The sequence below is a fragment of the Streptomyces sp. NPDC020917 genome (assembly GCF_044333795.1).
GTDB lineage: Bacteria > Actinomycetota > Actinomycetes > Streptomycetales > Streptomycetaceae > Actinacidiphila.
In genome coordinates this window covers 125955-145948 of sequence record NZ_JBIRRR010000023.1, presented here as the reverse complement: position 1 = coordinate 145948, position 19994 = coordinate 125955, and the positions used below count along the sequence as shown (strand labels likewise).

Genomic DNA, 19994 nt, shown 5'->3' with positions numbered 1-19994 from the left:
CCACCAGCCTCGTCCCGGGCCCCGCGGCGGGCGAGCGGTCGGCCGCCGGGCGGGTGAGCCGTGCGCGGCGCCGGACGGGCGGGCTCAGGCGGTGGTCTCCCGGCGGCAGGACGTGCCGGTGCGCAGGTTGCCGGTGGCGCCGGTGATGACCGAGTCGAGCCGGGCCCTGGCCTGCACGAGGTCGGCGATGCGCCGGTCGACGTGCTCGCGCTCCGCCGCCAGCCGCCGGAGGAGCTCGGGGGTGGCGCGGCCGTCGACGACGCACGGCAGCAGGTCGACGATCGTCCTGCTGGACAGCCCGGCGGCGTACAGCTGCTGGATCAGCAGGACCCGGTCGACCGCGCTCTCGGGGTAGTGGCGCTGGCCGCTGGGGCTGCGCCCGGCGCTGAGCAGGTGCTGTTCCTCGTAGTAGCGCAGGGCCCGCACACTGACGCCGGTCCGGGCGGCGAGCTCTCCGACGCGCATCTCTTCTCCCGCGGGGTCTGCGTGCGACATCCGTCACGCGACTTGCCTCTGACGTCAACGTCAGGTTTTAGCGTAACCGGCGTGCGCCCCATCGGGAGACTTCCTCCCGTTTCGTCCCCTGGTGCGCGCGGGCTCGAAGGAGCCGGCCCGACCCCACCCCCCGCACCTGGAAGAAGCCCGCTCATGACCATGTACGAGGCGACCGGCCTCACCGGCCCCGCGTCCACCCCGACCGTCTCGGTCAAACCCGTCGTACTCCCCGCACCGCAGCGCAGCGACCAGAGCGACCACAGGGAGGACCTGCCCGTCCGCGTCACCGCCCCGCTCACCGGCACCGACCTGCCGCTCGTGCTGTTCGCGCACGGGTTCGGCTCCCACCTGGACGGCTACGCACCGCTGGTCGACCACTGGGCCTCCCACGGCTTCGTGGTGGTCCAGGCCACCCACCTGGACTCCCAGCGCCTCGGCCTGGCCGCGGACGATCCCCGCCGACCCCACCTGTGGCGCCACCGCGTGCGGGACATGACGCGGATCCTCGACGCGCTCGGCACCCTGGAGGCGTCCGTGCCGGGGCTGGCCGGCCGGGTGGACCGCGGCCGCGTCGTCGCCGCCGGGCACTCCTTCGGCGGCCAGACCGCGGGCATCCTCGTGGGGCTGCGCGTCACGGACCCGGCCACCGGCACCGCGGAGGACCTCTCCGACCCCCGGGTCACGGCCAGCATCCAGCTGGCCACCGCGGGCAGGGGCGGCGACGAGCTGACGCCCTTCGCCCGCGAGAACCTTCCGTGGCTGCGCGACCAGGACTTCTCCCGCATCACCGCACCCGGGCTCGTCGTCGCCGGCGACGAGGACGAACTCCCGCTGTCCACCCGGGGGCCGTCCTGGACGACCGACCCCTACACCCTCGCCGGTGGCGGCAAGAGCCTGCTGACGGTCCGCGGCGGCCGGCACTTCCTCGGCGGCATCTCCGGCTACGAGGCCGCGGAGACCACCGACGAGAGCCCCGGCCGCGTCGCCCTCGTCCAGCAGGTCACCCTCGCCTACCTGCGCCAGGTGACCGGCGTCGACCGCGCCGACTGGGAACGGGCGCGGACCGTCCTCGCCGGCGACACCCACCCGCTGGGACGGCTGGAATCGAAGTGACCACCCGCACCGGTCCCGCCCGCACCCACCCCGCCCGCGCCCCGCGTCCCATCGCTCACCCCCCGGCGCGCTCCTCCAGCAACTCCGCCGGGACGAAGCCCTCTTCGGCGAGCCGGTGCCACAGCTCGTCGGGGAGGGGCAGCCGGGCCGCCTCGGCGTTGGCTGTCACCTCGGCGGCCGACCGGCAGCCGAGGACGACGGAGGTGACGGCGGGGTGCAGGAAGGGGAACTGGACCGCCGCCGCCGGCAGCGGCACCCCGAACTCCTCGCAGACGGACTGGCACTTGCGGGCGCGGGCCAGGTCCTGGGCGGGCACCGGGCGGTAGTTGAACATGGCGTCGGACGACGGGTCCGCGAGCAGACCGGTGTTGAAGACCCCGCCCACGACCACCGCGGTGCCGTTCTTCGCGCACAGCGGCAGCAGCGTGCCCATCGCGTCGTGGTCGAGCAGGGAGAAGCGGCCCGCGATCAGGACGACGTCCACCTCGTACGCGGCGACGTACGCGGCGAGCGGCGCGCTGTGGTTCATGCCGAACCCGATCGCCTTGACCAGGCCCTCGTCCCGCAGCCGCCGCACGGCCTGGTACGCGGTGGCGCGGACCTCGTCCGCGAAGGCGTCCGCGTCGTGCAGGTAGAGGATGTCCACGAAGGAGCGCCCGAGGCGTTCCAGGCTCGACTCCAGCGAACTGCGGATGCCGCGCTCGGTCCAGTCGGGGACCACGTCGGTGCCGGAGCCGTCCGCCCTCGGCCGCAGCAGCCAGCCGGTCTTGGTGGAGATCACCGGCCGGGTGATCCCGGCCGGCTCCAGCAGCCGGCCCAGCCGGTCCTCGGCCTGGCCGTGGCCGTAGCGCGGCGCGGTGTCGAAGTAGGTGATGCCGGCCGCGGCCGCGGCCCGGAGTGTCGCCGCCGCGTCCTGCTCGGCCACCTCCTCGAACAGCCCGCCCAGCGGGGCGGTGCCGATCCCGAGCGGCGGCAGCCCGAACGGCAGCCGCGGCGCGGTCCTGGGCGCCAGGGGCACGGTCACTGGGGTACCTCCCACGGGGAGTGGCGGGTCGGCTCGCCGCCGCGCAACGTCATGGTCAGGGTCAGCCGCACGCGCGTGCCGCCGGGCAGCCGGACCGTGCAGTACCGGCCCTCGACCTGCTGCGCGGGGCCGTCGTCGGCGCGCACCGTGTGCAGCAGGTGCTCGGCGAACGAGCCCGCCTGCAGGACGACCGTGCGCGGCGCGGTGCCGAGGTTGACCAGTTCCACCACGGTGTTCTCCGGGCGGATGTCGGACACCAGCGCGGCGACGTCCGGGGGCAGTCCGGGCCGCTGCTTGTCGGCGTCGTGGTAGCGCACGTGCAGCTGGGCCAGGCCGCCGTTGTAGAGCACCTGCGGGGAGCCGGTGGTCAGCTGGAGCAGCGCCTCGGTGACCACCGGGTTGAGGTTCTGCCAGTGGTGGATGCCCAGGGCGTCGGGGCCGACGGCCGGGTCCACGTCGTCGTTCTCGATCGCCTCGACCCGCTCGGCGCACACCGCGAGGGCGCTGGCGAGCATCTGCTCGGGGAAGGCGGCGTTGCGCCCGTTGAGGTACTCGTGCCAGGGCTCCTCGTGGCCGCACTCGTCCTTGGTGCGCTGGGTGTGGACGGCCGCCCAGTCCCAGCGGGAGCCCTCCCGCAGCCGCTCCACGCGTTCCGCGTCCCCCGCGTCCCGGCTGAAGTGCCACAGCGAAAGGGGGAGTTGGGTCGGCATGATGGTGAAGTCGAACCAGCCGGAGTCGTTGTACCGCTGCGGCACCATCAGGGTGCGCTCACCCGGGATCGTGCTCAGGTGCGGGCGCCAGCGCCTGCCGAGGGTGCCCATCTCGCCGGCGGTGCGCTGCTCGGCGTGGCGCAGCACCGCGTCCAGCGGGTTGCGGGCCAGCTCCAGGTAACCGTGGTCGCCGGTCACCAGGGCGGCGTTGACCGCTCCGACGATCGCCGCCGAGGCGACCGACGACAGCCCGTGCGGCCACGACCAGCCGTAGTGCCCGCCGTACCAGCGGCCTTCCAGGTACTCGCCCACCTCGCCGCCGAGACCGGCGTTGTCGGGGACGACCTCGTGGCCGGCCATCCGCTCCTGCCAGGCGCCGACGTACTCGGCCACCCAGTCCGCGTACCGCCGGTCGCCGCCCAGCAGCCAGGCGTTGGTGGCGAGCGTCGTCGACGCCACGTTGACGAGCGTGTCGCCGCGCCCCATCCGGTCCCACATCACCTGCCCGTAGGCACGCGCCCGCTCCGGCGAGTCCGCCAGCTCGTCGAAGGAGGTGACCCCGGTGCCCCAGTCCAGCGGGAGGCCGTAGGGCCGGAGCGCCAGGCTCCACGGGAAGTAGGTGTCGTGGTCGCTGAATCCGGGGCGCGGGCCGCCGGTACCGGTGTGCGGCGCCCGGACGACCCGGTGCTCGGGGTCGTAGTTGGGGCCGCCGGGCAGGTAGACGTCGGCGAACCGGCAGGCGAGTTCCCGCAGTTCGGCATCGCCCGGGTCGGCGAGGCACAGGCCGTAGAAGAGCAGCATGCCCTCGCCCTGGTGGAACCAGTCGTAGCCGCGCTCCAGGCCGTCCACGACCAGGCCCATCTCGGTGAGCTGCCGGGTCACCCCGCGCCAGTGCCGCCGCGCGGCGGCGAGCAGGTCGGTGCTGCCGCCGAGCAGGTACAGCGTGGGCCAGTTGAAGAACGGCTCGTAGAAGTCGTCGACGCCGTCACGGTCGTCCAGGCCCTCCCCCAGCGTGTCGCGGAAGACGAGGCGACCGTCGCCCTCGGTGTAGCGGTCGGCGAAGACACGCCACGCCTTGTCCTGGAGGGCGAACAACTCCCTTTCCAGTGCCGCCCATCGGGGGACCCCGGTGATCCGGCGGGTGGCGGTCAGCTCCGGTGCGCGGGCGGAGCCGGCGGCCGTCATCGGCCGGCCCCCGCCGTGGACCCGCCGTCGATTCGTTCAACCCCGAGCATCGGGAACACACCCGACCCTTCACAATCGCCCATCGATTACCGATTGCTAGCCTTCATGGCAAGGACAGCTGTGTCAAGAGCCGTCACGTGCCGTGGAGAGGGAGTTCGCCGTGATCGACTGCCATGCCCACCTGTGGGATCCGGGCCGGGGGTTCCCCTGGATCCGGCCGGGTTCCGCGCACCACCGGCCGTTCACGATCGAGGACCTGGCGGTGGCGGGGGAGGGGACCGGCGTGACCGGGACGGTCCTGGTCGAGGCGTCGCGCGGCGACGCCGGCGAGACCCTCGACCTGCGCGCACTGCGGCTGCGCCGACCGGATCTGGTCGCCGGGTACGTGGCGAACCTGCACGTGCACGGCGACGCGGGTCCTGACCGCTTCCGTGAGCTGCTGCACGCGTGGGGCGACACCCGGCCCAACGGCCTGCGCATGGGCGGCCGGGCCTGGGCGGACACCCCGGCGGCCGCCCGGGCCCTCATCCCGGTGCTGGCGGACACCGGCACGGTGCTCGAACTCAACCTGGGCGAGCGGGCGCTGCGCGCGGCGGCCGACGTGGCGGCCCGCCACCCTGCGCTGACCGTGGTCGTCGACCATCTCGGAAACCCACCCAACCTTCGAGAAAACCTGGGAGGTTGGCACAGGGACATGGAATCCGCGGCCACACTGCCCAACGTGAACGTGAAAATCTCCGGACTGCTCACCCAGCAGCACGGCGTGCCGGCGGACGGGGTCGCGCGGCTGGTCCGGCAAGTGGTGGACGCCTTCGGCCCGGACCGCTGCCTGGTCGGCTCGGACTGGCCGATCTGCCTGCCGCGCGGCTCCCGGTCCCGCTCGCTGGAGTCCGCCAGGCTCGGACTGGCCCATCTGTCCCCGGAAAGGCAGGAGGATGTCCTGCACACGACGGCCGTACGCGTGTACGGTCTGCGCGGTTGACAGCCCCCGGTGCGTCCGGCTTCGATGAGTCTATCTATCGATAGACGATAAAAATGCGTACCATAGAGCGAACCACCCCACAGAGCAGGATTGGGAGTCATGGCATCGAACGCGTCGGCTGAGTTCGTCTCCACGCTCGCCACCAACAAGGACCGGTTCCGTAAGACCCTGATCTCCGACCAGGTGTACGGGCTCCTCCGCCAGTCCATCGTCGACGGCGAACTCGGGCCGAACGACCGCGTGGTCGAGTCCGAGATCGCCCGGCGGCTGGGGGTCAGCCAGGCTCCGGTGCGCGAGGCGGTCAAGCAACTGGCCCGTGAGGGCCTCCTGATGCACGTGCCGCGGCGCGGCCACTTCGTCGTGGAGATCTCCTCCCAGGACGCCGAGTACGCCCGCCAGGTGCGCGAGCCGCTGGAGCGGCTGGCCGCGCAACTGGCCACCGAGCACATCACCGAGCAGCAGTTGCAGGAACTCGACGGCCTGGTCGCGCAGATGCACGACGCGGTCGCCACCAACGACGTCAGCCGGTTCCGCGACGCCGACATCGAGTTCCACACCCTGATCAGCCAGAGCGCCGGCAACCCGTTCCTGGCCCGCATGTGGGAGGTCATCGAGCCGAGCCTGCGGACCCTGCGCGCCATCGCCGACCCGCTGTTCGAGGGCGACTGGCACGCCATGGCCGACGAGCACGGCCGCCTGGTGGGCCTGCTGCGCGGCGGTGACGGCGACCTGGCCGCCGAGGCGTTCGCCGACCACGCCGCCGGGCGCGGCCCGGTGCCCGACGGGCGCGCGGCGAAGAAGCCGGCCAAGCCCGCCCCCGCCCGCGGGCAGGACCAGGGCTGACGGCGTCCGCCGCCGCCCAGCACCGTGTGCCCGAGCCGGAACTCCGGCTCGGGCACACGTGGTTGAGCTGCTACCTGCGGGCACCGGCCGTCCACTTCGGAGCCCCGTACTGGTAGGCGCCGAGGCTCGGGACCGCGTCCGTCGAACCGTCGTTGACGCCCGGCAGCGGGATCGCCTGGCTGCGGGCGGGCGACGCCTCGGTCAGCCGGTAGTCGCGGTGCGCCGCGTCCACGAACAGCGGATCCAGCGTGGGATCGAGGTTGTTGGACATCACCAGCCCGCCGGCGGTGGCACCGTCCGCGCCCTTGATCTCACCGATGTTGTTGTAGATCTTCGTCCCGGTCGACTGGTCGGGTCCCTTGACGTAGAAGAGCGTCATGCCGCCGGTGTTGTTGTACACGCCGTTGTCGTGCGAGCCGGTCCCCAGGCCGTTCAGCATCACCGTGCCCTGGATGTTGTTCCAGCCGACGTTGTCCGCGATCACCAGGTTGCTCTGGCCGTTGTCCGCGTAGACGCCGGCGACCGCGAACGCCGTGACCCCCGGGGTCGGCGTGCCGTCGTGGAGCAGGTTGTGGTCGACGGAGGTGCCCATCATGTCGGCGCCGCAGCAGGTGTAGATGCCGGCGGTGTCCAGGCTGAGCCGCGCGTACTGGGAGATGTCGTTGTACGCGATCCGGTCCTTGTCCGGGGTGAGCCCGGCGTTCGTGCCCCACTGCAGGTTGATGCCGCTGCGGCCGACCCGGTAGATCGTGTTGTTCATGACCGTCTGGGAGTTGCCCATGACGGCGATGCCCGCCGCGTAGGTGCCCATGTAGTCCACGTCGTGGATGATGTTGTCGGTGGCGGTGTTGTTCTGCCCGGCCAGCGCGATGCCGTTGCCCGCGCTCAGCGACAGGTCGCTGCCGACGATCCTGTTGTCCGTCCCGTTCAGGACGATGCCGGTGTCGGAGACGCCGCGGGTCACGCTGGAGCCGCAGTCCGTGGTGCCGCGCGTGATGTCGGTGTAGTGCGACAGGTAGCTGCCGGTCAGCGAGTCCAGGGTGTCGTGGGTGCTGGCCGCTCCCGTCGTGATCGTCGAGGCGAACAGGCCGATCCCGACGACCGAGGTGTACGAGGCGTTCGTCAGGTCGAACGCGAGCTGCCGGGTCTTCGCCTCGACGGTGTGCTGCGCCGGGCTGTCCTCGCTGTACACGTACAGGCGGTGCGCCGCGGCGTCGTAGAACCACTCGCCGGGGTTGGCCAGTTCGCCGATCTTGCCGGACAGCGCGTAGCGGGTGTCGGTCGGCACGACCTTGTGGACGCACGGCGGGGCGGCGGACAGCGTCACCGAGCCGGTGTCGGAGCTCGCCACGGTGGTGGTGGCCGACACGTACCAGTAGCCGGTCAGGGCCCGCGCGCCGTTCCAGTACCCGGCGGGACGGGTCAGGGCCGGGTCGGCGATGGTGGCGTCCGCGCTGCCCGCGCCGGCGTGCTCGATCGCCGGGTTCAGCAGGTCGAGGCCCGGGTAGGGCCACTGCGCCTCGATGTCCATCGCCTTGTCCGTGAACACCTGCACCGTGGTCGGGTCGCCGCCGAGGTCGGCGTCGGTGCTCCAGACGTGGCCCGCGCCGACCGCGGCACTGAACGGCGAGTCGGTCGCGTAGGGGTCGCTCGCGGCGATCGCCGTGACGTCGGCGCCGGTCACCTGCGTCCAGCCGGTGAGAGCGGACGCGCCGCTGATCGTCACCTGCGCGCCCGGGGCCGCGCGGTAGGTGATCGGAAGGCCCGAGCTGCCCGAGTGCGCCGGTACGACCGTCTCCGGATAGGTGCCGGACATGATCTCGCAGGTGTCGCCCGCGACCATCACGTCGGCGCACTTCTGGAGGTGCTGGAACGGCTTGGCGGCGCTGAGCCCGTCGAAGACGTCCTTGCCGGACGGCGAGACGTAGTAGGTCCTGGCGCCCTCGGCTCCGTGCTTGTGGCCGTGGGCGCTGCCCGCGGGGGCGGCCGCGACCACGGACAAGGCGGCGACCGCGGCGGTCGCCGCGGACAGCAGGCCCCGCCTCGTCCGTGCCTGCGATCTGTTCAGCATTCCACTGTCCTTTCTCCTGACCTGAGAAATGGGAACCGGCGGGGCGGGGCTATCCCTTGACCGCACCGACGGTGAGACCGCTGATGATGTGGCGCTGCATGTAGAGGAAGAAGATGACGACGGGCGCCACCGCGAGCAGCAGGTTGGGGAAGACCTTCGTCATGTCGGTCGAGTACTGGCTGATCCCGGCGTAGATCGCCGTCGTCACCGTGTAGTGCCCGGACGACGGGCTCAGCAGGATCTGCGGGCTGATGAAGTCGTTCCAGATCCCGATGGAGTTGAGGATCAGCACGGTCACCACCGCGGGACGCATCAGCGGGAAGATGATGGTCCAGAAGGTCCGGTACCGGCCCGCGCCGTCGATGGTCGCCGCCTGGTCGATGTCCACCGGGATGGTGCGGATGAAGCCGACGAACAGGAAGATGCTCACCGGCAGCGTCGAGGCCACGTCGTGCGCGATCAGGCCGGTGACGGTGTTGGCGAGCCCGAGGTCGCGCAGCACGTAGATCACCGGGATGATCACCGCCGCGCCCGGGATGAAGGTGCCGGCGAGGAAGTACAGCATCACCAGCTGGGTGCGCCGCTTCATGCTCCGCGCGATCGCGTACGCGGCCGGGCCGGCGAACGCGATGCACAGCACGTCCACGGCCACGACGAGGAACAGGGTGAACCCGTAGCCGCCGATGACGTTGTACTGCGGGCTGTGGATCGCCGCCGACAGGTGCGAGAACGTCAGCCGGCCCGGCACCAGCGAGAACGGGTTGTTGAGGATGTCGTCCTGCGACTTGAAACTGTTGACCACCAGCAGGTACAGGGGCACGACCATGACCACGAACAGCACGGTCAGCAGCACCCAGCGCACCGGGGAGCGCGCCTCCCGCCGCTCCGCCAGCGAGGGGCCGCCCGCGGCGGCCGATGTCCTGACGCTCATCGCCTTCTTTTCCCTGGGATCCGCCTCCAGCACGGCCATCACCGCCTCCTAACCTGTCGCAGCTTGATCTTGGCGGTTGCGCAGTGCCGTCACCGCGAGGGCCAGTACGGCCGACACGACCATCAGGAACACCGCCTGGGCGGTCGCGTAACCGACCTTGGTGCTCTCGAAGGAGCGGGCCAGAATGAGGTACGAGAACGTCTGGGTCGACCCGGCCGGCCCGCCGCCGGTGAGGCTGACGACGATGTCGTAGGCGCGGATCAGCCCGACGAGGTTCAGCACCGTCGCGATGGTCACCACCGGCGCGATCATCGGGATGACCACCCGCAGGTTGGTCTGCCGCCGGTTCGCGCCGTCGATCGCGGCGGCCTCCAGCAGTTCGGCCGGCACCGTCTGCAGCGCCGCCACGAACAGCACCACGTTGAAGCCGAACCCGGCCCACACGATCACGCCGATCAGCGAGTACAGCGCCATGTTCTCGTCGAAGAGGAACCCGACGGGTCCGACGCCGAACTTGCCCAGCGTGTTGTTGATGGCGCCGTTGGTGCCGAGGATCGCCGCCCACAGGTAGCCGAGGATCAGCGCGCTGATCACGTGCGGGAAGTACGCCACGGCACGGAAGAACGAGTTGCCGCGCGAACGCCCCTTGAGGATCAGCGCGTACACCAGGCCCAGCCCGACCTCGCACACGGTGCCGATGGCGGCGATGAGCGCCGTCACGTACCAGGACTTGGTGGAGTTGGGGTCGTCGAACAGGTGCCGGTAGTTGTCCAGGCCGATGAAGTCGGCGGAGGAGAAGCCGTTCCAGTTCGTCAGGCTCAGATAGATCGCGACGCCGACCGGTACGACGGTCAGCACCGTGTAGAGCACCACCGCCGGGCCCATCATCGCCACGGTGACGGCGCCCTCCCGCACCCGGGTGGCCCGGCGGCTCGGCGCGGGCCGCCCCGGGCGGGGGGCAGCGCCGGAGCGCTGCCCCCGCCGAGTCAGTTCTGCGAGTTCCACCACTTGTCCAATCCGGACGCCGCGCTCGATGCGGACGTACCCGAGAACAGCGACTGGATCGTCGTGTTGAGCTGGTCGCTGTAGCCGGCGATCGGCTGGTGCGGGCCCGCCTTGACGATCACCGAGGGCGCCTTGTCCAGGATCTGCTGCACCGCGGTGCCGAGGCTGGACATCGGGTAGGTGAAGCCCTGCCGCAGGTTGCCGTCGGCGGCGAGCTGGCTCTTGACCGCCGCGGGGTCGGTGACCAGCCACTTCACGAAGTCGATCGCCGCCGCCTTGTGCTTGGAGCGGTTGACCACGACGTACGGGTCGGAGATGTTGCCGAACTGGCCGGACGGGTAGGCGCCGTCGGTCGGCATGGTGAACACGCCGATCCCGTCGCTCTTCTTGGCCTGGTCCGCGGCGGGCACGAAGTACGACCCCATGATGTACATCGCCGACTTGCCGTTCAGGAAGTCCGTCTGGCCGTCCGGGTAGGTCAGGCCCAGCGCGCTCTTCTTCAGGTAGCCCGCGTCGATCCAGCTCTTGTACTGCTGGAGGTAGGAGGCGTAACCGCTGTCCGCGAAGGTGACCTTGCCGTCCTTGCGCTTGACCGTCCAGTCGGGGTCGGCGGTCATGACGCCGGCGTCGGCCATCATCGAGAACTGGGCGCCCGTCACCCACTGGCCGGCCGTCTGCAGCGGGGTGTAGCCCGCGGACTTCAGCTTGGCCATCGCGTCGGTGAACTGGGCCAGCGTCTTGATGCCCGTCGCGTCCACACCGGCCTTGGTGAACGCGGCCTTGTTGTAGAAGACCAGCGACTGTATCTGCTCGCCCACGCCGACCAGGTACCGCTTGCCGTTGATCGCGTACTGGTCGGCCAGCGGGGTCTTCGCCGTCCAGGGCTGGTCGGTGAGGTCGGTGTAGAGGTCCGCGTCCTCCGCGGTCGGCGTGATCTGCTGGGCGATGTCCGGAGGATCGCCCGCGGCGAGGTCCTGCGTCAGCTTCGCGTTCGCCGAGATCGTGCCGGTCAGCTCCAGCTTGATCGTCGTGCCGGGGTGCGCCTTCTCGTACGTGTCGAAAAGGGTGTTCCAGTACTGCTCGGTGAGGTTCGGCGTGATGTTGACGATGACGCGGAGGGTCGTGCCCCCGGCCGAACTCCCGGAATCGCCGCCGCCACAGGCCGCGGCCGATGCCATTACCAGCGGGGCCGCGGCGAAAGCGCAGGTGCGGCGCCAGATCTTTCTCATTCGGGACACGCTCCGTTGCGTAGTCAGGAACACGGACAGCCGAGATCGCACAGGACTTCGGCGGGTTCGTCGTGTCGACGGCTTGATCGCTTACTGCGGGAAGCGCTGATCGGCGCTTCCCGTGGGACCACCGCCCGTCGTCCGGCGGGCGGTGGTCGTCACTGCGGCCAGGGAGGCGCCGTCCGTCGTAACCGCCCGGCCGGCATGGGGTGCGGTGCCGGTGTCAGGTCCGGACCGCACGGCCGCGAGGCGCCGGTCCACCGTCCCTGGTGGAGTCGCATGGACCTTCACCTCCAAGAATTATCGTCTATCGATTAATGATGCTAGGTGTGCCGCCCCGCATGTTCAAGAGTCGTGCGGCAAGCCCTTGCGTTCAGTCCGACCGGCGCCAACGCACGGCGACGCGGCCGGAGTCGGCGGGCTCCAGGAGCGTCAGGGTCACGCGGGTGAGGCGGTCTCCCCAGCTCTCCCTCAGCAGCGGGTCGTCCAGCTCCCGCACCTCGACCCAGGCGGCGGCGACCCGCGGGTCCCACTCCATGCGCAGGCCGGCGCCCCCGTCAGCCGTCACGGTCGCCCACCCCTTGCCCGACTCGACGTGCCCGGCCAGGACATGGCGGATCATCAGCGGTCCGTCCCGCCGCCCCTCCCAGCGGTCCTCGACGACCACCTGGGCCGGGTCGGCGCCCGCGGCGCGCTCCAGCCGCAACTCCCGCTCCCAGCACGCCACCAGCCCCCGCGGGTAGGCGCCGCTCACCTCGGCGCGCAGCGCGGCGCCCGCCTCGTCGAGCCGTACGGTCACCTCGCCGGCCCCGTGCGCGGCGCCGGGCGCCTGCCCTCCGCCGGGCTCGGGCACGTTGTGCCAGGCGCTCTGGAACGGCCAGGCCGCGTACCGGTCGGGCCCGAAGGTCTGCGCGGTGTAGACGGGCCGCCCGACGTCCACCACCAGCGGACGTCCGTCCACCGCCACCCAGTAGGAGCCGACGTCCAGGTGGTTGTGGTGCTCGCCGTTGTGCCCGGCCTTCGCCGCCAGCGCCAGCCCGGACGGGCTGCCCGCCGACTCCCGTGCCACCAGGACCTGCAGGCGGGGGAGCCAGCAGGCGCCGGCCAGCCAGGGCGCTTCCGCCTTCTCCTCCGCCTCTGCCGGTGCCGCCGTGACGGCGCGGCACCACCGTGCGTCCGCCAGCGCGGACAGCGAGCGGCCGAGACCCCCGGTGACCGCGATGCCGCCCGCGTCCCGGGCCGCGGCCACCGCGTGGGCGGCCGTCTCCGGCTGCCCGAGCCGTTCACCCCAGCGGAACACCACCTGCCAGGGCCGCCCGCCGCCCAACCGGGCAGGCGCGTCACCGACGTTGACGTAGTGGTCCGCGCCGAAGTGCATGCGCTGCGGGTAGCGCAGCAACGGCGCCAGCAGCGGCAGGTCCCGGGCGTCGAGACCGGCGCCGCCGGCGTCGGCGAGCAGGTCCAGCACCTCCAGCACGCGGCACGCGCCGGCGAACCAGTAGGCGATGCCCTCGTCGATCCCGCCGTCGTCGGGCAGCGTGACGAGGTAGTGGTCCAGGTCGCGGACGGCCAGCCGGACCAGCCGGGCGCGCCTGGCGTCGTCGTCGCAGAGCAGCAGTGCCGACGTCACGACGGCACTGACGATCCAGGGGTTCCAGTTGTTGGCGGTGCCGTCGGCGCCGATCCAGTGCCAGTCCCGGATCCGCTCGTACGGCGCGAGGACCCGGCGGTCGACCTCGCGGCGCAGGCGGCGGCGCAGGCCGGGCATCCGCAGGTCGAGGTGCGGTCCCAGCGCGCGGTCCGCCCACGCGAACAGCGAGGCGATCTCCGCCGCGCCCAGGTCGAGGAACGGCTGCTCCGGATCAGGCACCAGTTCCCCGTGCGAGGCCGTGGTGCGGTCGTGCGGCGCCCAGCACCAGGTGCTCGCCTCGGCGAGGGCGACCAGCCCGTCCGCGGCGGCGTCGAGATGCGGGCACCCTCCGGGCGCCGTCGCCTCGGCCGCCTCGCCGGTCAGCACGGCGGCCAGCACCAGCAGCGTCACCCGCTCCCGCAGCGCCCTGACCTGCCCCTCGTAGGCGCCGCGGTCCCCGTCGCGGAACGTCCTGGCCCAGGCGGAGGCGGACAACGCCGGTGCCGGGCGGTCCAGTTCGGCGGCGGCTTCGGCCAGGACCTCGGCGCGCACCACCTCGGGAACAGCGTCCCACACGGGCCGGTCGGTCACGTCGGGGACGCCGCACCGCGCGGCGGGGGCGCCCGACAGCAGCTCGGCGAGCGCGTCAGCGCCGGGCGGGTCCGGCAGCGGGGCCGGCACCGGGGCCAGACGTGCGGAAAGAGGACCGGTCACCGCGCTCCACCCTCCTCGTCCAGGACGAGTTCGATCACCGGGAGCAGGACGTCGGGCCGGGCGACCGGCACCGTCAGCGTGAGCGTGTCCGCGGAACGGCCGGGGGGAGCCAGGTTGTTGTGCTCGTGCTGCGTGCCGTCGATCCGCTGGAAGCGGACCTCGGACCCGTCGTGCAGGAACTGCGCGTAGCGCACCCGCCCGGCCAGGCCCGGCAGATGGAGGTGCTTGAGCGGCCACGTCGGCAGGTGCAGGTAGAGGCGGTTCCCCGCCTGGGTGTAGAAGGCGTGGGCGGGTGCCTCGTACGCGCTCGGGCCGGCCCCGTGCACGGACCGGGCGTGCAGCTCCATCCACGCGCCGATCCGCCCCAGCGTGTCACGGGCCCGCGGGTCCAGCGCGCCCCGGCCGGTCGGGCCGACGTTGAGCAGCATGTTCCCGCCGCAGGCCACCGACTGCACCAGCATCCGGACCAGCAGGCCGGGGTCCTTGTAGTCGTGGTTGTCCCGGTCGTAGCCCCACGACCCGTTGAGGGTGTGGCAGGCCTCCCACATGACCGGCACGCCGTCCCGCTCCAGCGGCTCGTCCGGCTGGTACTGCTCGGGGGTCACGTAGTCGCCCGGGATGCCGAGCCGGTCGTTGACGACGATGCCCGGCTGCAACTCCCTCACGGTCTCCAGCAGTTCCGCCGACCCCCACTCGGCGGCCCCCATCCCGGGGTAGGTGAAGTCGAAGAAGAGCAGGTCGATCCGGCCGTAACCGGTCAGCAACTCCCGTACCTGGGCGTGCAGGTAGTCGCGGTAGAGCGCCATGTCCCGGGGCTCCTGCGCTGCCGGTGTCCCGCGCAGCGGGTGATGGCGGTCCACCGGGAAGTGCGGATGGTGCCAGTCGAGCAGCGAGTGGTACAGCCCCACCCGCAGCCCCTCCGCCCGCATCGCCTCGGCGAACTCGGCCACCAGGTCCCGGCCGGTCGCGTGCACCGACGTGTAGTCCGTCAGCGAGGAGCCGAACAGGCAGAAGCCGTCGTGGTGCTTCGTGGTCAGGACCGCGTACCGCATGCCGGCCTCGCGCGCCGCCCGCGCCAGCTTCCCCGCGTCGAACAGGTCCGGGTCGAAGTGCTCCAGGTAGCGGTCGTACGCCTCCTGCGACATGGACTCCCGGCTGCGCACCCACTCGTGCCGCGCCGCGAGGCTGTAGAGCCCGAAATGGACGAACAGTCCGAAGCGCGCGGCCTCGAACCAGCCGGTGGACGGCGTGGGCACGGAAGTCTCCTGTGGTTGACAGCTGTTGGTGGTCGGCTGTTATCTACCATCGATAGGCGATAATGTCACTGATGGTTGCGTGCAGAGCTGTGCGCGGAAAGGCGTGGCGATGAGCCCGACAGGGGATCAGGGAGCGCCGGGGGCGGGGGACATGCCCACCTACGAGTCGATGCGGGCGCCGGTCCACACCGCGTCCTACGTCCGGCCGACCGAGCGCATGCTCACGGCGCTGAAGGGGGTGAGCGCCGCGACCGCCTGCGCGAAGCTGCACCAGTCCGGCATCACCCGGACCTTCATCGACGGTCCGGTGCCGCTGCACAGGGAGCCGGACGTCACGGTCGTCGGCGGTGCCGTGACCCTGCAGTTCCTCCCGCAGCGCGAGGACGTCTTCTCCGGCGCCGCGCAGGAGGACGCCGAGCGCAAGACCGCCCTGTGGGGCGTGCTGGAGTCCATACAGCCCGGCGACGTGCTCGTCGTGTCCGCGTACGGGAGCCACTTCACGGGCTGCCTCGGCGACATGCTGGTGCGCTACTTCAAGCTGCGCGGGGGCGCGGGCATCGTCGTCGACGGGCGGGTACGGGACGCGGCCCGCATCCGCGCGCTCGGGGTTCCCGTCTGGTGCACGGGGGTGACGCCGCACTACGCCTCGCAGACGGAGCTGTTCCCGTCCGCGTTCAACGTGCCGGTGGGCGTCGGCGGCGTGCTGGTGACGCCGGGGGACCTGATCGTCGCCGACGAGGACGGGGCCGTCGCGGTGCCGCAGGAGCAGGCGGTCCCGCTCAGCGAGGACTCGCTGGCCCACCAGGACCGCGAGGCGTTCGCCCGCCGCCGCCTCGACGAGGGCGGGAGGCTGTCGGACTACTACCCGCTCACCGAGGCCGGCCTGGCGGAGTACCTGGCGGCGCAGGGGGCGACACCGCAGGGGGCGGACCAAGCGGCGGGATGAGCCGGTCGCCGCGGTGGGTGCGGGGTCCTGAAACGGACAAGGGCGTCCACGCCCGGTCCGTCCTGGCGCGGACGCCCCGGAAGGGGACGCCTCAGCGGTGGACGGATCGGGGGCGGACGCCCTTGCCGTACCGTGCGGCCTGCGGGGATCCGGATCCGATGCCGGAGGTCAGGCCGCCGGTGGCGTCACGGGCGCACGACGCTCCCGGACTCCGCCCGGACGGCGGCGGGCTGTTCGGCGCCGACCAGCTTCTGCCAGGCGGCGGCCAGGCAGGCGTGTCCCTCCGGCGTCAGGTGCACGCCGTCCCGGGCGATCGCGGCGGGGCTGCCCGCCTCACGCGCCGCCTGGTTGAGCAGTCCGTCGGCCGCGAGCAGCGCGGCGTCGAACTCGGCGGCGAGCCGGCGGACCACGGAGATCCGCCCGTCGAGGTCCTCGCGCCAGGTCCACTGCGCGTCCTCGACCGGCACGAGGAACGGTTCGACGAGCACCAGGCGCGCACCCGCCGAGCGGGCCTGGTCGAGGATGACGCGGTAGTCCCGCTCGTAGTCCTCGAGCGTGGTGATGTCGCCGGAGTCGTAACGCCGCCAGGTGTCGTTGATGCCGATCATCACGGACAGCAGGTCGGGAGCGAGGTCGAGGGCGTCCTCCTGCCAGCGGGCCCGCAGATCGCGGACGCGGTTGCCGCTGATCCCGCGGTTGAGGACCTGCCGGCCGGAGCCGGCCGCCGCCAGATGTCCGGCGATCAGGCTGACATAGCCGGTGCCCAGACTGAAACCGTCCTCGCGGTCCCGCCCCGCGTCGGTGATGCTGTCGCCCTGGAACAGCACACGGACGGAATCGTCAAGCCGTACGGACATCGTCTCTCCTCGAAAGCGTTTTTCCCGCACCGGCGGTCCGGCGCGTGCTCGCCGCATATCTTTCGGTCGAGGTGCGCGACGGACGGCAGTGTCCGTTAACGCCCTGCCCGTACCGGCGGGAACCGCCCCTGGCTTTCCGGCGAAACGGGCGGCGATCGAAAAGGATGCTACACCGCTCGATGGGGCCGGAACAATGATTCGGCGCGGCATACCACGGTTCCGGAAAAGCCGGTCAGGTGCGGGATGAAAAGGGTGCGCATTTCGTCCCGCTGCCCGCTGCGCGATGCCTGAGGTCGAATGCGGCCGGATCAGGCTTGGGGTGTGACCTTGCCGTCCCTGGTGACCTTCACGGTGAGCGCCCCGCCGGCCGGGACCTCGACTCGCGGCCAGTCGAGGAACGCCGTGTACCCGAGGGGGCGGGCGGATTGGCGGGCGGTTTCCGCCAGCACCGACACCTGTGCCGTGTACGGCGTGCCGTTCGTCAGGCGGACCACGGTGGCGCGACGGCTCTCGCTGACGTATTCGGCCTCGACGTGGTCGAAGGGGATGAGGACTCCTTCCCCGGGCCGGACGTAGATGCCGGGAAGTTCGAGTGCCATCAGGACACCGTCGGTCTCGCACCAGGAGTTTCTCGTCCTGATGAAGTTGCCGACGGCCCCCTCGCCCTCGGAGTCGCTGGGCTGGATCCGCTCCATGCTCGAACCGATGAGGTTGTGGGTGGTGATGTGCCCCGGCATGTTGACGGCCTCGGCGTGGGCATGCTGGATGTCGCTGATGAGTTCGGCGTACTTCTTGTCCCCGGTCGCTCGATAGAGCTTGAACAGATGGTCGGCGGAGGACGTACAGACACCGGGCGCGGCATGCTTGTTCTGGCTGCTCGCCCAAACAGCGCCGGCCATCCTTCCCCCCAGCCGCGCGATATCGCTGCCGGCCGGAAACAGCGGATCGTACGCAAGTGTCCAGGACGAGCACAGTGCGGCCTGGACCTGCGCGCGATTCAGCCAAACCCGCTTCCCGGTGTACTGGTACAGCGCCATGAATGATTCCAGGAGTCCAAATGTGGATTCGGAATCCGCATCCTGTGAGATATCCGCGCACGCTCCGCCGGTGAAGCCACGGGACGCGACGTCGCGCGCGTAGTAGAACTCGGCCGCCTCCTCGGCGACGGCCAACCAGTCCGGACGACGGAAGTATTCAGCGGCCAGGGCGAGTCCGGCCGGAGCGATGGCGCCGGCCGTCGAGTTGTAGACGGCGATGTCGCCTGTCTCGGGCGTGATGTACTGGCCGAACTCGCCGTGCTCTCGCCAGGTCTGGGTGAAGGCTGCGGCCAGGCCGCTCGCGGCCATTTCCCATGATTCCTTGATGGTGTCGCCATGCCCTTGTGCCTTCAGGAGCATCATGTGCTTGATGAGCCAGAAGAGTACGTCTCCGTTCTTGCGCACCATCGCCTGGACCGCCGGAAAGTCGGGGTGAGCCTTCTCCGACCGGATCACGGCACCCTGAGTGATGTAGCCGTAGAAGAATCCGCTTCGCCCTTTCATGCGGGAGCAGATGAAGTCGAGCTCGTCCGAGACCCGGCCGCGTTCCGTCGGGTCGTCGAGGGCGAGCATGGGATAGGTGTTGATCATGCCGCTCACCCAGCCGAGCTGAAAGTCCTTGGAATTTTCCGGCAGATAGTACCTGCCGGCCGTCGTCTCGGTGAAATTACCCCGGCAGATGTCGGTGCCGAGCTGCGCCAGCTTGCTCATCGGAAGCAGGTTGCGGGGCATGGTGGGACCGGTGAGTGATTTTCTTACATCCATGAACTTCTGCAGGACGGCAGGAATTCCGTCGGCCTCGAAGGCGAAGATCTGGAAGCGAATCGACACGGCGTCACCGGGAGCCCAGTTCGACGCCCTGTCGTCGCTTGGCCGAAAGTCGCCGAAACCGGCCACCTGCCGGCGCACGACGGGCGCCGAGACGTGGAATGCGCAGCTGGCCCGGTCCGCACTCTCCTCGACCGTGAGTCCGCTGTTGCCCAGACGGGTTCCCTGCTCCGTGAGGACGATCCAGCCCTTCTTGAGCTTGGGCGAGAAGAAGCTCATGGCCGGGGCGGCGGTGCTGCAGGTTTCCAGCTCGATCCGCGAAGGCGCCGAGGAGTCGGAGGCCAGTCGCGGGTTGTTCGATATCGTCACCGGCGTCAGAGGGTTATAGTACATGTCGACCGGATAGTCCGGATTGTATCCGTTGCCGATGGCGCGATAGCGATTGCCGTTGTAGACGATGCCGGGGATCATCACGTAGTTCGCGGTCTCCCACTCGTCGAACGGGAAATCGACGGAGATCGCGGTCTGTTCCGCCTCCCCTTCCTCCAGCGTGCAGGTCAGGGTGACCTCCCACCCGTGACCGTCGGGCACCCGCCGGGTCTCCTGCTCCAGTCGCCACTGCCGCGGCCCGTCGGTCAGTGTGGCACCGCCGAATTCCTGGACCTGGCGCAGGGTCGTGCCGTCGTATTCTCGAACCGACACCCGGAGGGAGCCGTGCAACTCCCGCAGGGAACCGTTCAATTCGGCAGCCAGGCCATCCGCTCGGGAAACCGCTGCGCCGAGTGGCCGGGCTTGCGCGACCGCCGGTTCGAGAGCGATCTTCGCGCCGACTCCGGCGGCCGCGAGCAGGGCAAGGTAGCGCCTTCTGTCAAGCATTCTGCAACCGTCCTCGCGTGTGTGAACGTGCGGTGGAAGTTTCAGATCAAGGCGTGCGTCATGTCACGGCATGTGAGAGATGCGGCGGGATAGACCTGAGACACTCCCCGATGCCGCGCATGATTCTGGGTGCCAGCGCAGCAGAGGTCAAGATGCTAGATCGGATTCATAGTCATGAGTGGAGACAATAAGTAGGAAATATTCGCCTGTGGCGTTCGCGCTGGCCAGGCCCGCCGGCCCGGTGGGACGGCGTCGCGCCTCGCCCGGCTGCCCCGCGCGACGCGCGACGCGCGGAACCGACAGGGCGATGCGTCTTTGACGG

The 19994-nt window shown here is 70.8% G+C and carries 14 protein-coding genes and 1 pseudogene; 4 read left to right on the top strand and 11 right to left on the bottom strand.

All coding sequences use genetic code 11. From position 1 onward, the window contains the following. Window positions 1–84 precede the first annotated feature (84 nt). Window positions 85–465 (bottom strand): MerR family transcriptional regulator, encoded by a 381-nt coding sequence (locus tag ACH4TG_RS34845; RefSeq protein WP_398246659.1) that lies wholly within the window; start codon window positions 463–465, stop codon window positions 85–87. Between the two features lie 183 nt (window positions 466–648). Here ACH4TG_RS34845 and ACH4TG_RS34840 point away from each other — a divergent pair, with 183 nt between their 5' ends. After that, window positions 649–1608: an alpha/beta hydrolase family protein gene (locus ACH4TG_RS34840; protein WP_398246658.1), complete on the top strand. Its 960-nt coding sequence runs from the start codon at window positions 649–651 to the stop codon at window positions 1606–1608. A gap of 55 nt (window positions 1609–1663) precedes the next feature. On the opposite strand, the gene ACH4TG_RS34835 is transcribed toward ACH4TG_RS34840, so the two are convergent. Further along, window positions 1664–2632: an aldo/keto reductase gene (locus ACH4TG_RS34835; RefSeq protein WP_398246657.1), complete on the bottom strand. Its 969-nt coding sequence runs from the start codon at window positions 2630–2632 to the stop codon at window positions 1664–1666. Then, window positions 2629–4527 carry a hypothetical protein gene (locus ACH4TG_RS34830; RefSeq protein WP_398246656.1) on the bottom strand — a complete coding sequence of 633 codons (1899 nt, stop codon included), beginning with the start codon at window positions 4525–4527 and terminating at the stop codon, window positions 2629–2631. Before ACH4TG_RS34830 ends, ACH4TG_RS34835 begins: the two co-directional genes overlap by 4 nt. Before the next feature lie 160 nt (window positions 4528–4687). Here ACH4TG_RS34830 and ACH4TG_RS34825 point away from each other — a divergent pair, with 160 nt between their 5' ends. After that, a complete protein-coding gene (locus ACH4TG_RS34825; RefSeq protein WP_398246655.1) occupies window positions 4688–5509 on the top strand; it encodes an amidohydrolase family protein in 822 nt (273 codons plus the stop codon). Window positions 5510–5608: 99 nt separating this feature from the next. Further along, window positions 5609–6352, top strand: a complete 744-nt coding sequence (locus ACH4TG_RS34820) for a GntR family transcriptional regulator (RefSeq protein ID WP_398246654.1) — start codon at window positions 5609–5611, stop codon at window positions 6350–6352. A 70-nt stretch (window positions 6353–6422) separates the two neighbouring features. On the opposite strand, the gene ACH4TG_RS34815 is transcribed toward ACH4TG_RS34820, so the two are convergent. From ACH4TG_RS34815 to ACH4TG_RS34790, 6 genes and pseudogenes are all read right to left on the bottom strand, one after another. Continuing rightward, window positions 6423–8423: a right-handed parallel beta-helix repeat-containing protein gene (locus ACH4TG_RS34815; protein WP_398246653.1), complete on the bottom strand. Its 2001-nt coding sequence runs from the start codon at window positions 8421–8423 to the stop codon at window positions 6423–6425. Window positions 8424–8472: 49 nt separating this feature from the next. Next, the gene (locus tag ACH4TG_RS34810; protein WP_398246652.1) at window positions 8473–9393 is read right to left on the bottom strand and encodes a carbohydrate ABC transporter permease; all 921 of its coding nucleotides are present in this window, start codon (window positions 9391–9393) and stop codon (window positions 8473–8475) included. 9 nt (window positions 9394–9402) lie between these two features. Continuing rightward, a complete protein-coding gene (locus ACH4TG_RS34805) occupies window positions 9403–10362 on the bottom strand; it encodes a carbohydrate ABC transporter permease (RefSeq protein WP_398246651.1) in 960 nt (319 codons plus the stop codon). Continuing rightward, complete coding sequence (locus ACH4TG_RS34800) at window positions 10341–11588, bottom strand: ABC transporter substrate-binding protein (protein WP_398246650.1); 1248 nt, start codon at window positions 11586–11588, stop codon at window positions 10341–10343. The genes ACH4TG_RS34805 and ACH4TG_RS34800 overlap by 22 nt, the downstream gene beginning before the upstream one ends. Before the next feature lie 373 nt (window positions 11589–11961). Next, complete coding sequence (locus tag ACH4TG_RS34795; protein WP_398246649.1) at window positions 11962–13932, bottom strand: heparinase II/III family protein; 1971 nt, start codon at window positions 13930–13932, stop codon at window positions 11962–11964. Further along, window positions 13929–15194 (bottom strand): annotated as a pseudogene (locus tag ACH4TG_RS34790) (alpha-L-fucosidase); the annotation flags it as partial. The pseudogene ACH4TG_RS34790 and the gene ACH4TG_RS34795, both read right to left, overlap by 4 nt. Before the next feature lie 145 nt (window positions 15195–15339). Here ACH4TG_RS34790 and ACH4TG_RS34785 point away from each other — a divergent pair. Further along, window positions 15340–16134 carry a ribonuclease activity regulator RraA gene (locus ACH4TG_RS34785; RefSeq protein WP_398246648.1) on the top strand — a complete coding sequence of 265 codons (795 nt, stop codon included), beginning with the start codon at window positions 15340–15342 and terminating at the stop codon, window positions 16132–16134. A gap of 185 nt (window positions 16135–16319) precedes the next feature. On the opposite strand, the gene ACH4TG_RS34780 is transcribed toward ACH4TG_RS34785, so the two are convergent. Beyond that, complete coding sequence (locus tag ACH4TG_RS34780) at window positions 16320–16991, bottom strand: SGNH/GDSL hydrolase family protein (protein ID WP_398246647.1); 672 nt, start codon at window positions 16989–16991, stop codon at window positions 16320–16322. A gap of 308 nt (window positions 16992–17299) precedes the next feature. After that, complete coding sequence (locus tag ACH4TG_RS34775; protein WP_398246646.1) at window positions 17300–19672, bottom strand: hypothetical protein; 2373 nt, start codon at window positions 19670–19672, stop codon at window positions 17300–17302. Window positions 19673–19994: the final 322 nt, after the last annotated feature.

Coding starts and splice junctions, on each gene's coding strand:
- ACH4TG_RS34845 (WP_398246659.1), bottom strand. CDS start 465: ATGCGCGTCGGAGAGCTCGCCGCCCGGACCGGCGTCAGTGTGCGGGCC.
- ACH4TG_RS34815 (WP_398246653.1), bottom strand. CDS start 8,423: ATGCTGAACAGATCGCAGGCACGGACGAGGCGGGGCCTGCTGTCCGCG.
- ACH4TG_RS34785 (WP_398246648.1), top strand. CDS start 15,340: ATGCCCACCTACGAGTCGATGCGGGCGCCGGTCCACACCGCGTCCTAC.
- ACH4TG_RS34775 (WP_398246646.1), bottom strand. CDS start 19,672: ATGCTTGACAGAAGGCGCTACCTTGCCCTGCTCGCGGCCGCCGGAGTC.
- ACH4TG_RS34840 (WP_398246658.1), top strand. CDS start 649: ATGACCATGTACGAGGCGACCGGCCTCACCGGCCCCGCGTCCACCCCG.
- ACH4TG_RS34810 (WP_398246652.1), bottom strand. CDS start 9,393: ATGGCCGTGCTGGAGGCGGATCCCAGGGAAAAGAAGGCGATGAGCGTC.
- ACH4TG_RS34830 (WP_398246656.1), bottom strand. CDS start 4,527: ATGACGGCCGCCGGCTCCGCCCGCGCACCGGAGCTGACCGCCACCCGC.
- ACH4TG_RS34820 (WP_398246654.1), top strand. CDS start 5,609: ATGGCATCGAACGCGTCGGCTGAGTTCGTCTCCACGCTCGCCACCAAC.
- ACH4TG_RS34780 (WP_398246647.1), bottom strand. CDS start 16,991: ATGTCCGTACGGCTTGACGATTCCGTCCGTGTGCTGTTCCAGGGCGAC.
- ACH4TG_RS34800 (WP_398246650.1), bottom strand. CDS start 11,588: ATGAGAAAGATCTGGCGCCGCACCTGCGCTTTCGCCGCGGCCCCGCTG.